The organism is Bacillus sp. EU63, from assembly GCF_038592915.1.
Classification (GTDB): domain Bacteria; phylum Bacillota; class Bacilli; order Bacillales; family Bacillaceae; genus Bacillus; species Bacillus velezensis.
The window spans coordinates 3,473,418-3,489,281 of record NZ_CP151944.1 but is presented as its reverse complement, the minus strand read 5'-3'; the positions used below and the strand labels follow the sequence as shown (position 1 = coordinate 3,489,281).

At 44.9% G+C, this 15,864-nt stretch carries 17 protein-coding genes; 15 read left to right on the top strand and 2 right to left on the bottom strand.

Annotation, left to right across the window (positions count from 1 at the left end; all coding sequences use genetic code 11):
* Positions 1-63: 63 nt before the first annotated feature.
* The 5 genes from NYE38_RS17490 (at position 64) to NYE38_RS17470 (ending at position 5,434) form a co-directional block, all read left to right on the top strand.
* Positions 64-1,551 carry an O-antigen ligase family protein gene (locus tag NYE38_RS17490; protein WP_017418811.1) on the top strand — a complete coding sequence of 496 codons (1,488 nt, stop codon included), beginning with the start codon at positions 64-66 and terminating at the stop codon, positions 1,549-1,551.
* The gene (locus NYE38_RS17485; RefSeq protein ID WP_017418812.1) at positions 1,548-2,228 is read left to right on the top strand and encodes a Teichuronic acid biosynthesis protein tuaF; all 681 of its coding nucleotides are present in this window, start codon (positions 1,548-1,550) and stop codon (positions 2,226-2,228) included. The genes NYE38_RS17490 and NYE38_RS17485 overlap by 4 nt, the downstream gene beginning before the upstream one ends.
* A 23-nt stretch (positions 2,229-2,251) precedes the next feature.
* Positions 2,252-3,010, top strand: a complete 759-nt coding sequence (locus tag NYE38_RS17480) for a glycosyltransferase family 2 protein (protein ID WP_012118576.1) — start codon at positions 2,252-2,254, stop codon at positions 3,008-3,010.
* A 19-nt stretch (positions 3,011-3,029) separates the two neighbouring features.
* A complete protein-coding gene (locus NYE38_RS17475; RefSeq protein WP_071182023.1) occupies positions 3,030-4,226 on the top strand; it encodes a glycosyltransferase in 1,197 nt (398 codons plus the stop codon).
* A 131-nt stretch (positions 4,227-4,357) separates the two neighbouring features.
* Positions 4,358-5,434: an MraY family glycosyltransferase gene (locus NYE38_RS17470; RefSeq protein ID WP_003151382.1), complete on the top strand. Its 1,077-nt coding sequence runs from the start codon at positions 4,358-4,360 to the stop codon at positions 5,432-5,434.
* Positions 5,435-5,533: 99 nt separating this feature from the next.
* On the opposite strand, the gene NYE38_RS17465 is transcribed toward NYE38_RS17470, so the two are convergent.
* Both NYE38_RS17465 and NYE38_RS17460 read right to left on the bottom strand, forming a co-directional pair.
* Entirely contained in the window at positions 5,534-6,721 is a 1,188-nt protein-coding gene (locus NYE38_RS17465) for an LCP family protein (RefSeq protein ID WP_339078402.1), read from the bottom strand.
* Positions 6,722-6,725: 4 nt separating this feature from the next.
* Entirely contained in the window at positions 6,726-7,373 is a 648-nt protein-coding gene (locus NYE38_RS17460) for a YigZ family protein (RefSeq protein ID WP_340801881.1), read from the bottom strand.
* Positions 7,374-7,595: 222 nt separating this feature from the next.
* On the opposite strand from NYE38_RS17460, the gene degS reads away from it, so the two are divergent.
* From degS to flgK, 10 genes are all read left to right on the top strand, one after another.
* Complete coding sequence (gene degS / locus NYE38_RS17455) at positions 7,596-8,759, top strand: two-component sensor histidine kinase DegS (protein WP_007407484.1); 1,164 nt, start codon at positions 7,596-7,598, stop codon at positions 8,757-8,759.
* Between the two features lie 76 nt (positions 8,760-8,835).
* A complete protein-coding gene (gene degU / locus NYE38_RS17450) occupies positions 8,836-9,525 on the top strand; it encodes a two-component system response regulator DegU (RefSeq protein ID WP_003219701.1) in 690 nt (229 codons plus the stop codon).
* A 97-nt stretch (positions 9,526-9,622) separates the two neighbouring features.
* Positions 9,623-10,471 (top strand): DegV family protein, encoded by an 849-nt coding sequence (locus NYE38_RS17445; RefSeq protein WP_237586810.1) that lies wholly within the window; start codon positions 9,623-9,625, stop codon positions 10,469-10,471.
* 107 nt (positions 10,472-10,578) lie between these two features.
* The gene (locus tag NYE38_RS17440) at positions 10,579-11,964 is read left to right on the top strand and encodes a DEAD/DEAH box helicase (protein WP_017418815.1); all 1,386 of its coding nucleotides are present in this window, start codon (positions 10,579-10,581) and stop codon (positions 11,962-11,964) included.
* 57 nt (positions 11,965-12,021) lie between these two features.
* On the top strand, positions 12,022-12,306 hold the full coding sequence (locus tag NYE38_RS17435; RefSeq protein WP_017418816.1) for a competence protein ComFB: 285 nt from the start codon (positions 12,022-12,024) through the stop codon (positions 12,304-12,306).
* A 5-nt stretch (positions 12,307-12,311) separates the two neighbouring features.
* The gene (locus NYE38_RS17430; RefSeq protein ID WP_217425079.1) at positions 12,312-13,001 is read left to right on the top strand and encodes a phosphoribosyltransferase family protein; all 690 of its coding nucleotides are present in this window, start codon (positions 12,312-12,314) and stop codon (positions 12,999-13,001) included.
* A 73-nt stretch (positions 13,002-13,074) separates the two neighbouring features.
* A complete protein-coding gene (locus NYE38_RS17425) occupies positions 13,075-13,494 on the top strand; it encodes a TIGR03826 family flagellar region protein (protein ID WP_014419009.1) in 420 nt (139 codons plus the stop codon).
* A 69-nt stretch (positions 13,495-13,563) separates the two neighbouring features.
* Positions 13,564-13,830 (top strand): flagellar biosynthesis anti-sigma factor FlgM, encoded by a 267-nt coding sequence (gene flgM, locus NYE38_RS17420; RefSeq protein ID WP_003151393.1) that lies wholly within the window; start codon positions 13,564-13,566, stop codon positions 13,828-13,830.
* Between the two features lie 14 nt (positions 13,831-13,844).
* Positions 13,845-14,327 carry a flagellar protein FlgN gene (locus NYE38_RS17415; protein WP_003151394.1) on the top strand — a complete coding sequence of 161 codons (483 nt, stop codon included), beginning with the start codon at positions 13,845-13,847 and terminating at the stop codon, positions 14,325-14,327.
* Between the two features lie 15 nt (positions 14,328-14,342).
* Positions 14,343-15,860 (top strand): flagellar hook-associated protein FlgK, encoded by a 1,518-nt coding sequence (gene flgK, locus NYE38_RS17410; RefSeq protein WP_014419008.1) that lies wholly within the window; start codon positions 14,343-14,345, stop codon positions 15,858-15,860.
* Positions 15,861-15,864 lie beyond the last annotated feature (4 nt).

The window sequence follows — 15,864 nt, the reverse complement described above, 5'->3', positions numbered from 1 at the left end:
AGATTTGTCTTCAGGCTCTCGGCAGCCCGGCTCGGCTGCCGGTTTTGGAAAGGGGTTTGCCATGTGAGTATCAAACGTTCAGCGGCACATGTTCTTGTGCTGCTTGCCGCTTTCATTACAGGAGGATTTATCATGCTGGAGGCGGTCAGGGCGGAAGCCGGCTTCGGAAAAATCACCGTGCTGCTGCTTGCCGCCATGATCGGTATTGCCGGACTTGCTTTGCTATCCGCCTTTACAACAAACGGTCAGATGTTTATGGGGCTCATTTATATACTGATCGCGTGTACATTTTTAAACCAGGCCTTCTTTGCGGTCCATCTCGGATTTTTCAGCTTATTTATATACCGGCTGTTATTAATCGGAGCGGGCGCCCTTCACATCGCCGGCATCCTGACAAACCGTTATCATATTGACAGATGGAATCGGGTGAATGTAAAAGGGATTCTGATGTTTTTCGCCTTATGGTTTACATACGGTCTCCTATCGTTATTGTGGGCAAAATCCGTGACGTACGGGATTAAATATTTAGCTTTAATGGGAATGGGCATGTTTCTGATTTATCTTATTGTCATGTTCATTCAGCGCTTTGATCAGCTGATGGTTTTTTACGGCATATGGCTTGTGATGACCATTTTTGTGATGGCGATCGGCTTTTACAACCATTTTACACACCACCATCTGCCGAGCTCCACGCTTTATAACGGCCCGCAGTACAAACAGCATTATCCGACGTCCGTTTTCTTTAATCAAAATGATTTCGCGACGTTTTTGTGCATCAGTTTCTTTCTGTATGCGGCGGCGGTGAAAAATATGAAAAACGGCTATGTGAAGGCCGTCAGCCTGCTCTTTGCGATCTGCGCTTTGTATTTAATCATTTTGACCGGTTCGCGCGCGAGTCTGCTGGGCATATGCGCGGGGGCGGCTGTATACGTCTTCATCCTGCTGCCTTCCCTGTTGAAAAAACTCGCGCTGTACGCTGCGGGAGCGGGTGCGGCGCTGTTTGCGGTTTTATTTGCGGGCCGTATCACCAATGCCGTCTTGAATCTGTTTTCAGCTCCGCAGGCGATGCCGGGACAGCAACCGCTTCCTTCCAACCTCGCGAGGGCGAATCTTTTAAAGAACGCCTTTCACTATGTGATTGATTCCTGGGGGTTCGGAGTGGGTGCCGGAAACGTCTCTTACTATTTAAAAGCGGAGCCCGTTTATGATACGGGCGGCGTAGTTGAGGTGCACAACTGGCTCGTCGAGATTATGGCGAACTTCGGCGTGCTTACGATGCTCGGTTACCTGACAGTCTATTTGTTCCTTTTTTGGACACTTTATAAATGTCATGAAAGAAAATCGGAAAATCAGTCAAGACTGGTCACAGAAGGACTTATCACGGCGATGGCCGGTTTTTTGGTAAGCAGCATCAGCCCAAGCTCCGTATCAAATTTATTTTTCCACTGGGTATTTCTCTCGCTCGTGATCGCGGCGGTCAATATATTGAGGCGTTTACAAAAGGAGCCTGCCGTCACGGCGTACTATGAAAAACAGGGAGATGCGAGATGAAGGATATGTTGACAAGAATAACCCGGCGTATCAAAAAGAATATCATTTGGATCATTGCGCTGCCCGTTGTGTTAGGGGCGGCGGGATATGTATTGCCGTCAAAAATCAGCGGAAACAGCAGTTTTACATCAGAAGCCGCGATCGCCGCGGGAAATTATGATCATCCGCTTTATAACAATACAAAAGAAATCCCGCTCCTTTTGACGAGCGATGCCTTTTTAAAGCAGGCTTTGCCTGATAAAACAGACGAAGAAAGAGCGGCCGTGAAAAGTAAACTGACTGTCGAAACACAATCAGATTCATTGATCACGGTCAGCTACAGCGGCCAAAACAAACAGGAGACCGAATCGGTGTTTCAAGCCGTCATAAAAACTTTTCTGAAGAATGACCAGGACCTGTTTGAAAAACGGGCAAAAGTAGTGCGGCAGAGTATTGCTGCGCTTGAAGGAGAAACCGTCAGCGCGGACGCCAAAGTGGATAAGGAACGATTTTTATACGAATTGAAAAATACGCAGCTGAACCTGAAAGCGGCCGGCGTCATCAATTCAGAGCCGATGAATGAAACGGCGGGACAAGGCATGCCGCCGAAAAAGAAAGCGGTTCTGGGCGTTTTAATCGGCATTGCAGTTGCATTTATGTTCATTGTCATTCCTGAGTTTTTTAGAGAGTCCTTGTAAAAATCTGCGATGGAGATGTGACCATGACAAACTGGAAACCTTTCGTATCTGTCATTACACCGTCTTATAACGCAAGTGAATATATCGAAGACACGATTCAGTCTGTTTTACATCAAAGCCACCCGCATTGGGAAATGATTATCGCGGATGATTGTTCAACGGACGGAACGAGAGATATTTTACGGCAATATGAACAAAAGGATGAGCGGATCCGCGTCGTTTATTTAGAGAAAAACGGGGGAGCCGCGGCTGCCAGAAATACAGCCCTTAAACATGCCAAGGGCCGTTATGTCGCATTTCTGGACAGCGATGACAGATGGAAAAAGGAAAAGCTTCAAAAACAGCTTGCGTTTATGGCAGAGCGGTCCTGCGCTTTTTCATTTACGGGCTACAGCGTCATGGAGCAGGACGGAACGCCGACGGACAAAACGATTCAAGCCCCTGAAAGCCTGTCATATGATGAAGCTTTAAAAAACACGATTATCGGCTGTTTAACGGTCATGATTGACAGAGAGCAGACAGGGCAGATTCAAATGCCTGATATCAGAACGCGGCAGGATTTAGCGACATGGCTTTCCTTGCTGAAAAGGGGATTTACGGCTTACGGCCTGAATGAGTGCCTTTCAGAATACAGGCTTGTGCAGAATTCGATTTCAAGCAACAAGTGGAAAGCCGCAAAAAAAACGTGGTTTGTTTATAGAGAAATTGAGCGCCTGCATTTTATCAAGGCTTCGTGGTGTTTTATGCAATATGCGAAAAACGCGGTCTTGAAAAGACTGTAGGCGTCAGAGGAGCTGGGTGATGAAGGTGGAACCGATTATTCACGTAATCGTCGGAGCGGCGGAATGGGGGCATGACCGGCTGAGATACAGACGGCACCGGCTGGCTGAATTTCTCGCCCGGCAAAAAGAAACGAAAAGCGTCATTTGGGTATGCCCGTCTCCGCGAGCCAATGATGGTCAGATGGCCGGGATCGCCGAGGGAATCCGGCAGTTCACTGTAAAGGATCTCATGCAGAAAAAAGCTTTCCGCTTCGGCAGGTATACAGACATGTGCTACAGGCATAAGCTTTCACCATTGTTGAACATGCTGAAGGAAGAAGGAGAAGGGGCCCGCTGCTGCTTATGGTACACCTTCCCCGGTTTTCCGCTGCTGGCAGATCTGTTTCCTTGGGATGAAGTGATTTACGATTGCAGTGATCTGTGGGCCGCTCCGATCAGCGGCCGGTCCGGAGTTCTGTCAAATGTTAGAAGAAACATCATTAAACAAGCGGAAATGAGAATCATACAGCGTGCCGATTCCATTACGTGTACATCTGACTGTCTGCACCAAGAGGTCGGAAAAAAGCTGGAGAATCCGCACCAGAAAGTGTTCACCATTGAAAACGGAGTGGAATATGACCTGTTTTCACGGGAAAATAAACAGCCGGATGAAGACATTTTACGGGGACGGAACGGAACGGTTCTCGGTTTTATCGGCGGAATCAAACCGAAGCTCGATTTTGCGCTTATGGCGGAAACGGCAGATGTGAGGCCTGATTGGACGATTTTATTGGTAGGCCCGAACACGGCTCAGGACGATCCGGATTTCGAGTCGCTTTTGGACCGTCCGAATGTCATCTGGACGGGACCTGCCGCGCCGAATGAAGTGCCGTCCTATATGCAGCTTGTCGACATCGGCATCATGCCGTATAAAAATTCACCTTATAATGACGCGGTATTTCCGCTTAAGCTTTTTGAATTTTTAGCCGCCGGGAAACCGGTTGTCGGCTGCAACCTTTCTTCTACGTCAAAAATCAAAAGGCCTTTCGTCTATGAATACGTTGAAGGCAGTGACCCCGCAGATTTCATTGCGGCCTGCGACGCGCTTCTGGCAGCGGACCGCAGCGGATCATATGAGGCTTTGCGCCGTGAATTGGCCCGGAAACGGGATTGGAATGTTTTATTCGGCCGAATGCTCGAATGCACGGGTATATTGAAAAATGCGCAATCCCATTAAAAGGGAAAGCGCATTTTTGATTTGCGTGTTTCTTTTTGATGATGCTTGTTATAATAACTAGTAAGAATTATAATGGAAGGAACGGTTCAATATCAGAAAAGACTTCATATAATTCCAAAGGAGACTTCTTTATGCTTGACGAACGCATGTTTCGCATAGTTGTTGCGTTTTTTGTCTCTCTGCTAACGGTTTTAATCCTAACTCCTATCGTAAAAAAAATTGCGATCAAAATAGGTGCAGTTGACCAGCCCAGCAACCGAAAAGTACATGATAAAATAATGCCCCGTATGGGCGGCTTGGCCATCTTTATCGGCGTAGCGGCGGGTGTGCTCGCGGCCGGCATATATAATGAAACGAAAATGACCGCCATCACGGTGGGTGCGTTTATTATTGTTATTTTAGGAATCCTTGATGATAAATACCAATTAAGCGCAAAGGTAAAGTTTTTCGTCCAGCTGGCCGTGGCCATTATGATTGTGAGCACGGGACTGAAAATGGACTTTTTCTCCGTACCGTTTTTAACGGAACGTTTAGAATTGGGATGGGTCGCTTACCCGCTGACTGTGTTATGGATCGTCGGTATTACGAACGCGATGAACCTGATTGACGGTTTGGACGGACTCGCTGCCGGCCTGTCGGTCATCGGACTCTCCACTATCGCCGTTATGGCGTTGTCCGGAGGGAAAATCCTTATTCTGTCACTTTCACTTGTCGTGATAGGAAGCACACTCGGATTTTTATTTTATAATTTTCACCCGGCAAAGATATTTATGGGAGATACCGGATCGCTCTTTCTCGGATACGTCATCTCAGTACTCTCATTATTAGGTCTTTATAAAAGTGTTACTTTATTCAGTATCATTATTCCGATCATCATTTTGGGCGTGCCGATTTTTGATACGACATTCGCCGTCATCAGGCGGATTTTAAACAAACAGCCGATCTCAGCGCCTGATAAGTCACATATACACCACCGGCTGATGGCCTTCGGGCTGTCACACCGCACGGCTGTCATTATCATTTATTTAATCGGCTTTATTTTCAGCGTCAGTGCCATCCTGCTGAAAAGCGCGACCATTTGGCTTTCGCTGTTTATTATTTTTGTATTGATTGTATTTATGCAAATCATAGCAGAGGTCACAGGGTTAGTAAATGAACAATTTAAACCATTTACCAAGTTTTACAAAAGATTGGTAAAGAAAAATTAAAAAGAGCAGATCATGCGAATGGTCTGCTTTTTTTGTGGATTCTGCTATTCTCTTATTATATAAAAAAACCCGATCCTGCTCAAAGGATCGGGTTTACTCTTAATAGCCTGTTGTGCCGCCGGACTGTGTGCTGTCCGTACCATTTGCACCAGCAGTACCGTTGGTTGAGTCGGTTGTGCCGCCTGTTCCTGTGCCGCCGGAAGTTGAATCGGTTGTGCCGTCTGTTCCCGTGCTGTCGGAAGTCGAATCAGGCGTACTGTCCGTTCCCGTGCTGCTTCCGGATGGGTAATCCAGATGTTTCTGCAATTCCTGCCGTACTTTTTCGAGATTGGTCGGATCAGGCTGGAAATAATATGTTCCGCGCGTAGTTGCAGTTCCGCCTAAATATAAATCTGATCCTGTTATGGTCAGTGTATCAATCTTCTTGCTGGTAAAGCCGCTGTAAATCTGCTGAAGAGCGAGTCCTTCAGTGATTCGGATATTCGTTTGGACGTTGTTGCTCGCTGTTTCAGCGATTTTATCGATTTTAGCAATATTTCCAGCTCTGGACATTTGGTCGATCAGTGCATTTAGGATTTGCTTTTGGCGGTCATTCCGGCCGAAGTCTCCGCGCTTATCCTGTTTTCTCATCCGCGCATAAGCCAAAGCCTGCTCACCGTTCAAATGCATGTTTCCTTTCTTGAAATAGATCCGTTTCTTTTTACTGACGTCACTCATCTCGTCGAAGTCAAACGGCACTTTTACATCGACCCCGCCTACTTCATCAATAACATCCTTAAAGCCATTGAAGTCGACAGTGACATACTTATCAATCGGTATGCCTAATAAGTCTTCGACGGTTGAGACGGTTTCATCCGCTCCGCCCTTAGCAAAAGCCGCATTGATTTTTGATTTTTTACCGGTTGTGTCGCCGGCAAGCGTCACCCGCGTATCACGCGGAATACTCAGCATTTTCATTGTTTTATTTCTCGGATCAAGGGTAACGACAATAAGAGAATCTGATCGTCCGCCTTTTCCGCTTGTGGCATAATTTTCGATCCCCATAAACAAAATGGAGAACGGTTTTTTCTTCATATTGATGACTTTATCCCGAAGTTTTGATTTGTCTCCGCGGGAAAGGGCATCATATGCATTATCTGCCGCATTGATCGTTTTGTATACTTTGTATCCGCCAAACCCGGCAGCGACTAACAAAACGAGGGTAAGCAGCAGCAAAATCCGTTTGAATATGATCTTTCGTTTGCTTTTCTTTTTCTTTCGAACACGCACTCTTACACGTTCAGCCATTACATTAGTCTCCTTTAGGGCTGACGTCTGTTTCTAAATACGTCAGTTCTCCCTCTGTATTCTTACTCTTGCCGTTCGTCAGCTCTGTCATCCATTTTATAAACTCGTCTTTGTCTTTTTCTTCAACGTACGTTTCAAATTCGACATGATCCGTATAATGGATATCTTTCAGTAAAAAAACTGATTCTCTCAGTTCGTTCTCTATCTTGCCGAGCCACGTATAATCCGCTGATGTATGCATAATCCGCATCAGCTTCCGCTCCGTAACTCCTATATGATTTAAGCCTTCAGACACTGACTTCCCATATGCACGAATCAATCCGCCTGCACCGAGCTTTATTCCGCCGAAATACCGGGTAACCACCGCGCAGGTATCTTTCAGACCGCGTTTTTTCAGCACTTCCAGCATGGGGACGCCGGCTGTGCCGCTTGGTTCTCCGTCATCATTCGCCTTTTGTATATGGTCGGTTTCGCCGATCAGATAAGCTGAGCAGTTATGAGTCGCATTCCAGTGCTGTTTTTTTATCTTTTGTATAAATTCCTGCGCTTCCTCTTCAGAAGCAGCACGGCTCAGGTGACAGATAAAACGCGATTTTTCAATCACAATCTCATGTTCACCCGTTTCTTTAACTGTTAAATAGCTGTGCAGCATGATTGCTGGACCCTCCTGACAAGCATTAAAAGACTTGTTTCTACAAATTCGAACAGACTTTAGAATTTTTGCGCATATTTTGGTATCATGAAAGAGTAAGATACTATATAAAAATGTTTTTTTCTAGAATATACGCATTCTTTCATTATAATTCGACATAAATTGCAGTTCAATTACATTTATAATAAAAATACATAACAACACCGTTACGGAGGGAGACAGATGAATAAATCGAAGATGGACTCCAAAGTTTTGGATTCTATACTTATGAAAATGCTGAAAACCGTGGACGGGAGCAAGGACGAGGTTTTTCAAATCGGAGAGCAGTCGCGCCAGCAATATGAGCAGCTGGTTGAAGAACTCAAACAGATCAAACAGCAGGTCTACGAAGTCATTGAGCTGGGCGACAAACTTGAAGTTCATACGCGGCACGCACGAAACCGCTTGTCTGAAGTAAGCAGAAATTTCCATAAGTTCAGCGAAGAAGAAATTCGCAACGCCTATGAAAAGGCGCACAAACTTCAAGTGGAACTGACGATGATCCAACAGCGTGAAAAGCAGCTGCGGGAGCGAAGAGATGATTTAGAACGCCGGCTTTTAGGGCTTCAGGAAATCATTGAACGGTCAGAATCATTGGTCAGCCAAATAACCGTCGTTCTGAATTACCTGAATCAAGACCTTCGCCAAGTAGGGCTTCTTCTTGCCGATGCGCAGGCTAAACAAGATTTCGGTTTAAGAATCATTGAAGCCCAAGAGGAAGAAAGAAAAAGAGTTTCCAGAGAAATTCATGACGGTCCCGCGCAAATGCTGGCAAATGTCATGATGAGATCAGAATTAATTGAACGGATCTTCCGCGACCGCGGCACGGAGGACGGATTTCAGGAAATCAGAAATCTGCGGCAGAATGTGCGGAATGCCCTTTACGAAGTCAGAAGGATTATATATGATTTAAGACCGATGGCATTGGACGATCTCGGGCTGATTCCGACACTGAGAAAATATCTTTATACAACTGAAGAATACAACGGAAAGGTGAAAATACATTTTCAGTGTATCGGAGACACGGAGAACCAAAGGCTTGCCCCGCAATTTGAAGTGGCGCTTTTCCGTCTCGCTCAGGAAGCCGTCACAAATGCACTCAAGCATTCAGAATCAGAGGAAATTACAGTAAAAGTGGAAGTAACCGCTGATTTTGTCGTTCTCATCATTAAGGACAACGGAAAAGGCTTTGATATTAAGGATGCTAAACAAAAGAAAAACAAGTCATTCGGCTTGCTGGGAATGAAAGAAAGAGTAGATCTGCTTGAAGGAACGATAACGATAGACTCTAAAATAGGTCTTGGGACATTTATCATGATTAAGGTTCCGTTATCTCTCGGCCTATAATTTGTTAAATAGAGCCAAAAGACATATTGACCGAACAGCGGCGTATATAGAACAATAGGATAAGGAGGCGTAGCGTGTGACTAAAGTAAATATTGTTATTATCGACGACCATCAACTATTCCGTGAGGGTGTAAAAAGAATATTGGATTTTGAACCTACCTTTGAAGTGGTAGCAGAAGGTGACGATGGAGATGAGGCGGCTCGAATCGTCGAGCATTACCATCCCGATGTTGTCATAATGGACATCAATATGCCGAATGTAAATGGAGTAGAGGCTACTAAACAGCTTGTTGAGCTGTACCCTGAATCTAAGGTGATTATCCTCTCCATCCATGATGATGAAAACTATGTGACTCATGCTTTAAAAACAGGTGCAAGAGGCTATCTCCTGAAAGAGATGGACGCAGATACTTTAATCGAAGCAGTGAAAGTGGTAGCCGAGGGCGGTTCTTACCTTCACCCGAAAGTAACCCACAATCTTGTCAACGAATTCCGCCGTCTTGCGACAAGCGGAGTTTCTGCTCATCCTCAGCATGAGGTTTACCCGGAAATCCGGAGACCATTACATATATTAACGAGACGGGAATGTGAAGTGCTGCAAATGCTTGCAGACGGAAAAAGCAACCGCGGAATCGGTGAATCATTGTTTATCAGTGAGAAAACAGTGAAAAACCACGTGAGTAATATTTTGCAGAAAATGAACGTTAATGACCGGACACAAGCCGTTGTCGTGGCCATTAAAAACGGCTGGGTAGAGATGCGTTAGTCATGTGTGAGAAGACTTGCCTGTTATGGCAAGTCTTTTTTTACAGCTGCATATCTATTAAAATACTTATTAAGTACTTAATAAGGCAGGTAAAGTGATGAAGATTGCAGTTGTAACAGACAGTACAGCATATATTCCGAAAGAGATGAGAGAAGAACATCATATTCATATGATCCCTCTCCAAGTGGTTTTCGGTGAAAAAACATTCCGCGAAGAAACAGAACTCGACTGGAGAAGTTTTTATAAAGAAGTAAAAAATCATGATGAGCTGCCGACTACGTCTCAGCCTTCTTTCGGTGAATTAATCGCATTGTACGAAGAACTGGGCAAAACATATGACGCAGTCATAAGCATACATTTGTCCAGCGGAATCAGCGGAACATATAACAGCGCCGCCTCGGCAAACACTATGGTTGATCATATTAAAGTTTATCCCTTTGATTCAGAGATCAGCTGTTTGGCACAAGGTTTTTATGCATTAAAGGCAGCACAGCTCATTAAAGACGGTGTTGACTCACCGGAAGAGATTATAAAAGAGCTGGATGATATGAAAAAAACAGTCCGTGCGTATTTTATGGTGGACGATTTATCACACCTCCAGCGGGGCGGGCGTCTAAGCAGTGCTCAGGCTTTTATCGGCGGTCTGTTAAAGGTAAAGCCTATTCTTCATTTTGACAATAAGGTAATTGTTCCTTTTGAGAAGATTCGGACACGCAAAAAAGCGATTTCGAGAATTTTTGAGCTGTTTGGGGAGGATGCAAGTAAAGGAATCCCGATGCGGGCAGCTGTCATCCATGCAAACAGGGAAGAAGAAGCGGCGGATATTATACAGGAGTTAAGCGGTAAATATCCTCATGTCGAATTCTATAACAGCTATTTCGGTGCCGTGATCGGAACCCATTTGGGCGAAGGCGCCATCGGAATCGGCTGGTGCTTTAAAAACTAAGTGAAAATCTCCGTTTTCAAGGGCGGAGATTTTTTTATTATTAAGTTTTCGTGATTCGACAAAAAAATTCCCGGCAGGCATACTTTGAGCAGAAAGGAGGCAGGGAGATGTCCGAGGGTGCTTCAGAATTTTCAGAGGTGCGGGATTTCTTTTACGGCCGGCATTTATTGAGATCTGAGATACCGTTCTCAGACCAGCGTATCAAGCGTTTTACAGAAAAAGAATATATAACGGCCGAGCCGTCAATCATCCGTCGGAAAAACCGTTACGTCTGCCAACGATGCGGTCAGTCTGATCAAGCCAGCTTTGCGGCATTTTGGGCGCCCTCTGCCAAAAGGCAGATTACCTATTGCCGTGCCTGTGTCATGATGGGAAGGGCTGATGAACTGACATCATTATATTCTTGGAATCAAATCCCTGAAAACAGCTGGGAGCCTGTAAAGCTTTCTTGGGAAGGAACACTGACAGACGGACAGAAGCGGGCGGCCGCCGCGCTTACAGATGCGATAAAAGAGAGACAAGAGCTGTTAGTATGGGCGGTTTGCGGATCGGGGAAAACAGAGATGCTGTTTCCGGGTATCGAGTTTGCGCTGAATCACGGTTTGCGCGTCTGTGTCGCGACTCCGCGTACAGATGTCGTACTTGAACTGCTGCCGAGACTGAAAAAAGCATTTGAGAAAGTCGAAGTCTCTGCTTTGTACGGCGGCAGCGAAGACAAAGGCCGCCTGACTCCGCTGATGATTTCAACCGCTCACCAGCTGATGCGCTACCGAGACATTTTTGATGTCATGATAATAGATGAAGTAGATGCGTTTCCTTTTTCAGCCGATGAGACATTAAGATTCGCTGTTGATAAAGCGAGGAAGAAAAACAGCGCCCTTGTTTATGTAACGGCAACTCCTTCAGACACATTAAAAAAGAAGGCTGAAGCCGGTTTGCTGAAAAGCGTCCGCATACCGGCCAGATATCATCGGAAACCCCTCCCGGAGCCGCGTTTTTTGTGGTGCGGCAATTGGAAGAAGAAGCTTCAGAAAGGAAAACTGCCGCGCTCTGTAACGGATTGGGTCCGCCAAAAACTTCAATCACAGCTGCCGGTTTTCTTATTCGTTCCGTCTGTACACGTATTGAAAAAGACAACGGATTATTTTCAGAAATTAAACATACGGGCAGAAGGCGTACATGCGGAAGACACATTCAGAAAGGATAAAGTGAAACGGTTCAGAGACGGCCTGCTTGACCTGCTGGTAACGACTACGATTTTAGAAAGAGGAGTTACCGTACCCAAAGTTCAGACATGTGTCCTCGGCGCAGAAGCACCTATCTTTACTGAGAGCGCGCTCGTACAGATCGCGGGCAGAACGGGAAGGCATTATAAACATTTCAGCGGTGATGTCGTCATGTTTCATTTCGGAATGACAAACGGAATGAAAAAAGCAAAAAAACATATAGAACATATGAACAAATTGGCACAAAAAAGTAAATTGTTGGACTAGTTAATTTCAGAAAACGTGATACAGTATACTCATACTTTCCTATGAGGAGCTGTCAGCATGCTTGTCAATTCTAAAGAAATCATATTAAAGGAACTTCTCGACCGCCATATGCCTCAGCTTCATATGAAATGCACATGCCGGGTATGCAAAAATGATGTACTAGCACTTTCATTAAACCGGGCTGAGCCGGCATATGTTACAGATAAAAAGAAAGTTGCTTATGCAAAAGCAGAGATAGTTGATAAACAGAAAAATACAGCGCTGCTTGTCATTCTGGCTGAATCAGCGGCGATTGTTTCGGTTAATCCAAGCGAGTTCTGTGAAACTCGGGAAGGAGCGTAATATCTCTGAATTGTTTATTGTGTGACTCACCAATTTCAAGTTCATTGACTTGGAGATCTTTGTTTTCTCTGGCGCCCGAGCAAGAGGTATGCACCATATGCAGCAGCCGATTCGAAAAAATTGAAGGCCCCGTATGCAGTATATGCGGGAGGCCTCGGGAGTCAAATGAAAAATGCGCTGATTGTGCGGCCCGGGAATCAAAAACGGAAAAGCGCTTTTTGCTGCGGCAAAACCGTTCGGTATATTTGTATAATGATGCGATGAAGGACTCATTGGCCCGGTTTAAATTCAGGGGCGATGCGAAAATCATTCAAGCATTTGAACGTGACTTTGCTGCCGGCTTTAAAGCGGCATATCCATCAAATACACATACTCTCATCCCTATTCCGCTGAGCGGCGAACGGCTGGCGGAACGCGGATTCAATCAATCCGAGCTGCTGGCCTCTCTGCTCGGAATGCCCGTCATTTTCCCCCTCATCCGACTGAACAATGAAAAACAATCCAAAAAGAGCAAAACAGAAAGGCTGTCCGCAGAAAAAAAGTTTTCAGCAGCCGAAAACTCGGCCGAAGGTATGAACGTCATCTTAATAGACGATATTTATACGACGGGCGCCACACTGCATCAAGCCGCCGAAGTCCTGCTGACAGCGGGTAAAGCGTCATCGGTCTCCTCTTTTACTTTAATCAGGAGCTAAATCATTCTTTTTTTCTGCCGATATAATTGATAGAAATATAAGGCAGATTAAAGAAGGAATAGGAGTTAATACGATGGGTGAATTGGCGAATTGTCCAAAATGCAATGCTTTATTTTTTAAAACGAACCTGCAGACCGTGTGCCAGGCATGTATTAAAGAAGAAGAAAAAGCATTTGAAACCGTCTATAAATTTTTGAGAAAGCAGATCAACAGACAGTCGACGATGCAGCAGATCACTGAGGAAACAGGTGTGGATGAAGAGCTGATCCTCAAGTTTATCAAACAAAAAAGGATTCAGATCAGCCAGCTTCCAAATTTGGCGTATCCTTGCGAAAGGTGCGGAAATCCGATCAGGACGGGGAAATTTTGCAAGTCCTGTCAGACAGATATTGAGTCGCAATTAGACCATATGAACCAAAAAACAGCCGCTGAATTCGATGAAAAAAACAGTACAAAAGACACATACTATGCCTATAATACCAAAAACACCTGATTCCCTAAACTAACTGATAACGCAGTCGATAAAAGAATTAGACTGCGAACAGAAAGCGAGAGGAATCCTATGAAAATCAATCAGTACGGAACACAATCCGTTAATCCATACCAAAAAAATTACGAAAAGCAAGCCGTACAAAAAGAGGCTGCAAAGCCGAAGGACAAAGTGGAAATTTCTTCTCATGCAAAAGAGCTTCAAAATGCGTCAGATGCGGTCACTAAAACACGTCAGGAAAAAATCGCTCAGCTTAAAGCGGATATAGAGAGCGGAACATATAAAATAGATTCAAACAGCATCGCTGAAAATATAGTGAATTTCTATAAAAAGCAATAAAAAGGAGAAAGCCAATGTCAGCAAAGCCAATTATTGATCAACTGAAGCGACTTTGCGCACTGCATGAACATCTGCTCACGCTGTCTGAGGAGAAAACGGAAGCGCTGAAAGCAGGTAAAACAAAAGAGCTCTCCAACATATTGACCAAAGAGCAAAAGTATATTCAGGCAATCGGGCAGACTGAGGAAGAACGAATCAGGTTAACTTCTCAGTTTCTCAGCCGCGGTGAGGACAATACAATTGCTGCATGCATCTCCAGAACTTCAGGCAGTGAAAAACAGGAGCTTGAAGGGTTATTTCACTCTTTGTCTGCGCTTCTTGACCGTCTGAAAGAAGTGAATGAGATGAACAAACAGCTCACGATTCAGGCTTTACAATTTATCTCCGGGGCATTCGATATGATCATGCCGGGTGAAAAAGAGAATATGAATTATAAAGAGCCGCAAGCGGCGCGCAAGCCTGTCAGCCGTTTGACATTATTCGATTCAAAAGCTTAGAACGGAGGATTTTCAATGCCATCGACTTTTATGGGGCTCGAAACAGCAAGGCGTGCATTGAGTGCGCAGCAGACTGCATTAAGCACAGTTTCAAATAACGTTGCAAATGCAAATACAGAAGGATATACGAGGCAGCGCGTCACATTACAATCGACGAGCCCTTATCCCGCAGTATCAAAAAATAGTGATCTGACGGCCGGCCAAATCGGAACAGGAGTAAAAGCCGGTTCAGTTGAGCGCGTCAGAGACAGTTTTTTAGACTATCAGTACAGAACTGAAAATACAAAATTAGGGTACTATACAGCCCGTTCCAATTCATTGTCGCAAATGGAAGGCGTCATGAAAGAGCTTGACGATAACGGATTAAACGGATCGCTCAGTTCGTTTTGGAATGCCCTTCAGGATCTGGCGACGAATCCGGAAAATACGGGAGCGCGCTCAGTTTTGCAGGAGCAGGGGAAATCTCTTGCCGAAAGTTTTAACTATATATCTACCTCTTTGACTAACATTCAGGGTGATATTAAAAAGAACCTGGATAACACAGCGGATCAGGTCAATTCCATTCTCAATCAGCTGAATGACCTTAACAATCAAATAGCGGCAGTTGAGCCGAGCGGTATGCTCCCTAATGATTTGTATGACCAAAGAGACAGATTAATTGATCAATTATCTTCTATGGCAAATATAAAAGTTTCATATAATAAGTCGGGCGGACATGCCTTGGCGACTGCTGAGGGCACGGTTAACGTCGAATTGCTGAACGGGAACAACAATTCTCTCGGTACGCTGCTCGACGGTAACACAAAAACAGTTTCAGAAATGAAAATCAACTACGACAAGGACAGCGGCCTCGTGTCGAGTGTGTCAGTCGGCAGCAGTACGGTCAACGCGGATGCATTTACCGGTAAAGGCTCACTTTTAGGTCTTATTGAATCATACGGCTATATGTCAAATGGAGAAGAAAAAGGTCTTTATCCTGAAATGCTGACGGCTCTTGACAATATGGCGCTATCCTTTGCTGACGCGTTTAATGCAGTTCATGAAAAAGGGAAGACCTATACAGGCGAACAGGGTGCAGCATTTTTTGATTTCAGCGGTGATGAAGCGGTGCCGGCAAAAGGTGCGGCAGCGAAAATAAAAGTCAGTGACAAAATTCTTGCGTCTACTGATAATATCGCAGCGTCGTTAAACGGAGAAAAAAGTGACGGCACAAACGCGACAAATCTTGCAGCCGTACAGAACAGCAAGCTGACTATTAACGGTGAAACCACTACAATTAATGACTTTTATGAATCCCTTATCGGAAAGCTGGGCGTTAATTCACAAAAAGCGGCCAATCTTATGAACAACTCTGAAAGCAACACCCTTTCAGCCGATGAACGGAGACAATCAGTCAGTGCAGTTTCTTTAGATGAAGAAATGACAAATATGATTCAGTTTCAGCACGCTTATAATGCGGCTGCGCGGATCATAACGATGCAGGATGAAATATTCGATAAAATTATTAACGGTATGGGCACCGGAGGAAGATAGGAGA

Coding starts and splice junctions, on each gene's coding strand:
- NYE38_RS17475 (WP_071182023.1), top strand. CDS start 3,030: ATGAAGGTGGAACCGATTATTCACGTAATCGTCGGAGCGGCGGAATGG.
- NYE38_RS17425 (WP_014419009.1), top strand. CDS start 13,075: ATGGGTGAATTGGCGAATTGTCCAAAATGCAATGCTTTATTTTTTAAA.
- flgM (WP_003151393.1), top strand. CDS start 13,564: ATGAAAATCAATCAGTACGGAACACAATCCGTTAATCCATACCAAAAA.
- NYE38_RS17485 (WP_017418812.1), top strand. CDS start 1,548: ATGAAGGATATGTTGACAAGAATAACCCGGCGTATCAAAAAGAATATC.
- NYE38_RS17480 (WP_012118576.1), top strand. CDS start 2,252: ATGACAAACTGGAAACCTTTCGTATCTGTCATTACACCGTCTTATAAC.
- NYE38_RS17445 (WP_237586810.1), top strand. CDS start 9,623: ATGAAGATTGCAGTTGTAACAGACAGTACAGCATATATTCCGAAAGAG.
- NYE38_RS17415 (WP_003151394.1), top strand. CDS start 13,845: ATGTCAGCAAAGCCAATTATTGATCAACTGAAGCGACTTTGCGCACTG.
- NYE38_RS17465 (WP_339078402.1), bottom strand. CDS start 6,721: ATGGCTGAACGTGTAAGAGTGCGTGTTCGAAAGAAAAAGAAAAGCAAA.
- NYE38_RS17440 (WP_017418815.1), top strand. CDS start 10,579: ATGTCCGAGGGTGCTTCAGAATTTTCAGAGGTGCGGGATTTCTTTTAC.
- degS (WP_007407484.1), top strand. CDS start 7,596: ATGAATAAATCGAAGATGGACTCCAAAGTTTTGGATTCTATACTTATG.
- NYE38_RS17435 (WP_017418816.1), top strand. CDS start 12,022: ATGCTTGTCAATTCTAAAGAAATCATATTAAAGGAACTTCTCGACCGC.
- NYE38_RS17460 (WP_340801881.1), bottom strand. CDS start 7,373: ATGCTGCACAGCTATTTAACAGTTAAAGAAACGGGTGAACATGAGATT.
- flgK (WP_014419008.1), top strand. CDS start 14,343: ATGCCATCGACTTTTATGGGGCTCGAAACAGCAAGGCGTGCATTGAGT.
- NYE38_RS17470 (WP_003151382.1), top strand. CDS start 4,358: ATGCTTGACGAACGCATGTTTCGCATAGTTGTTGCGTTTTTTGTCTCT.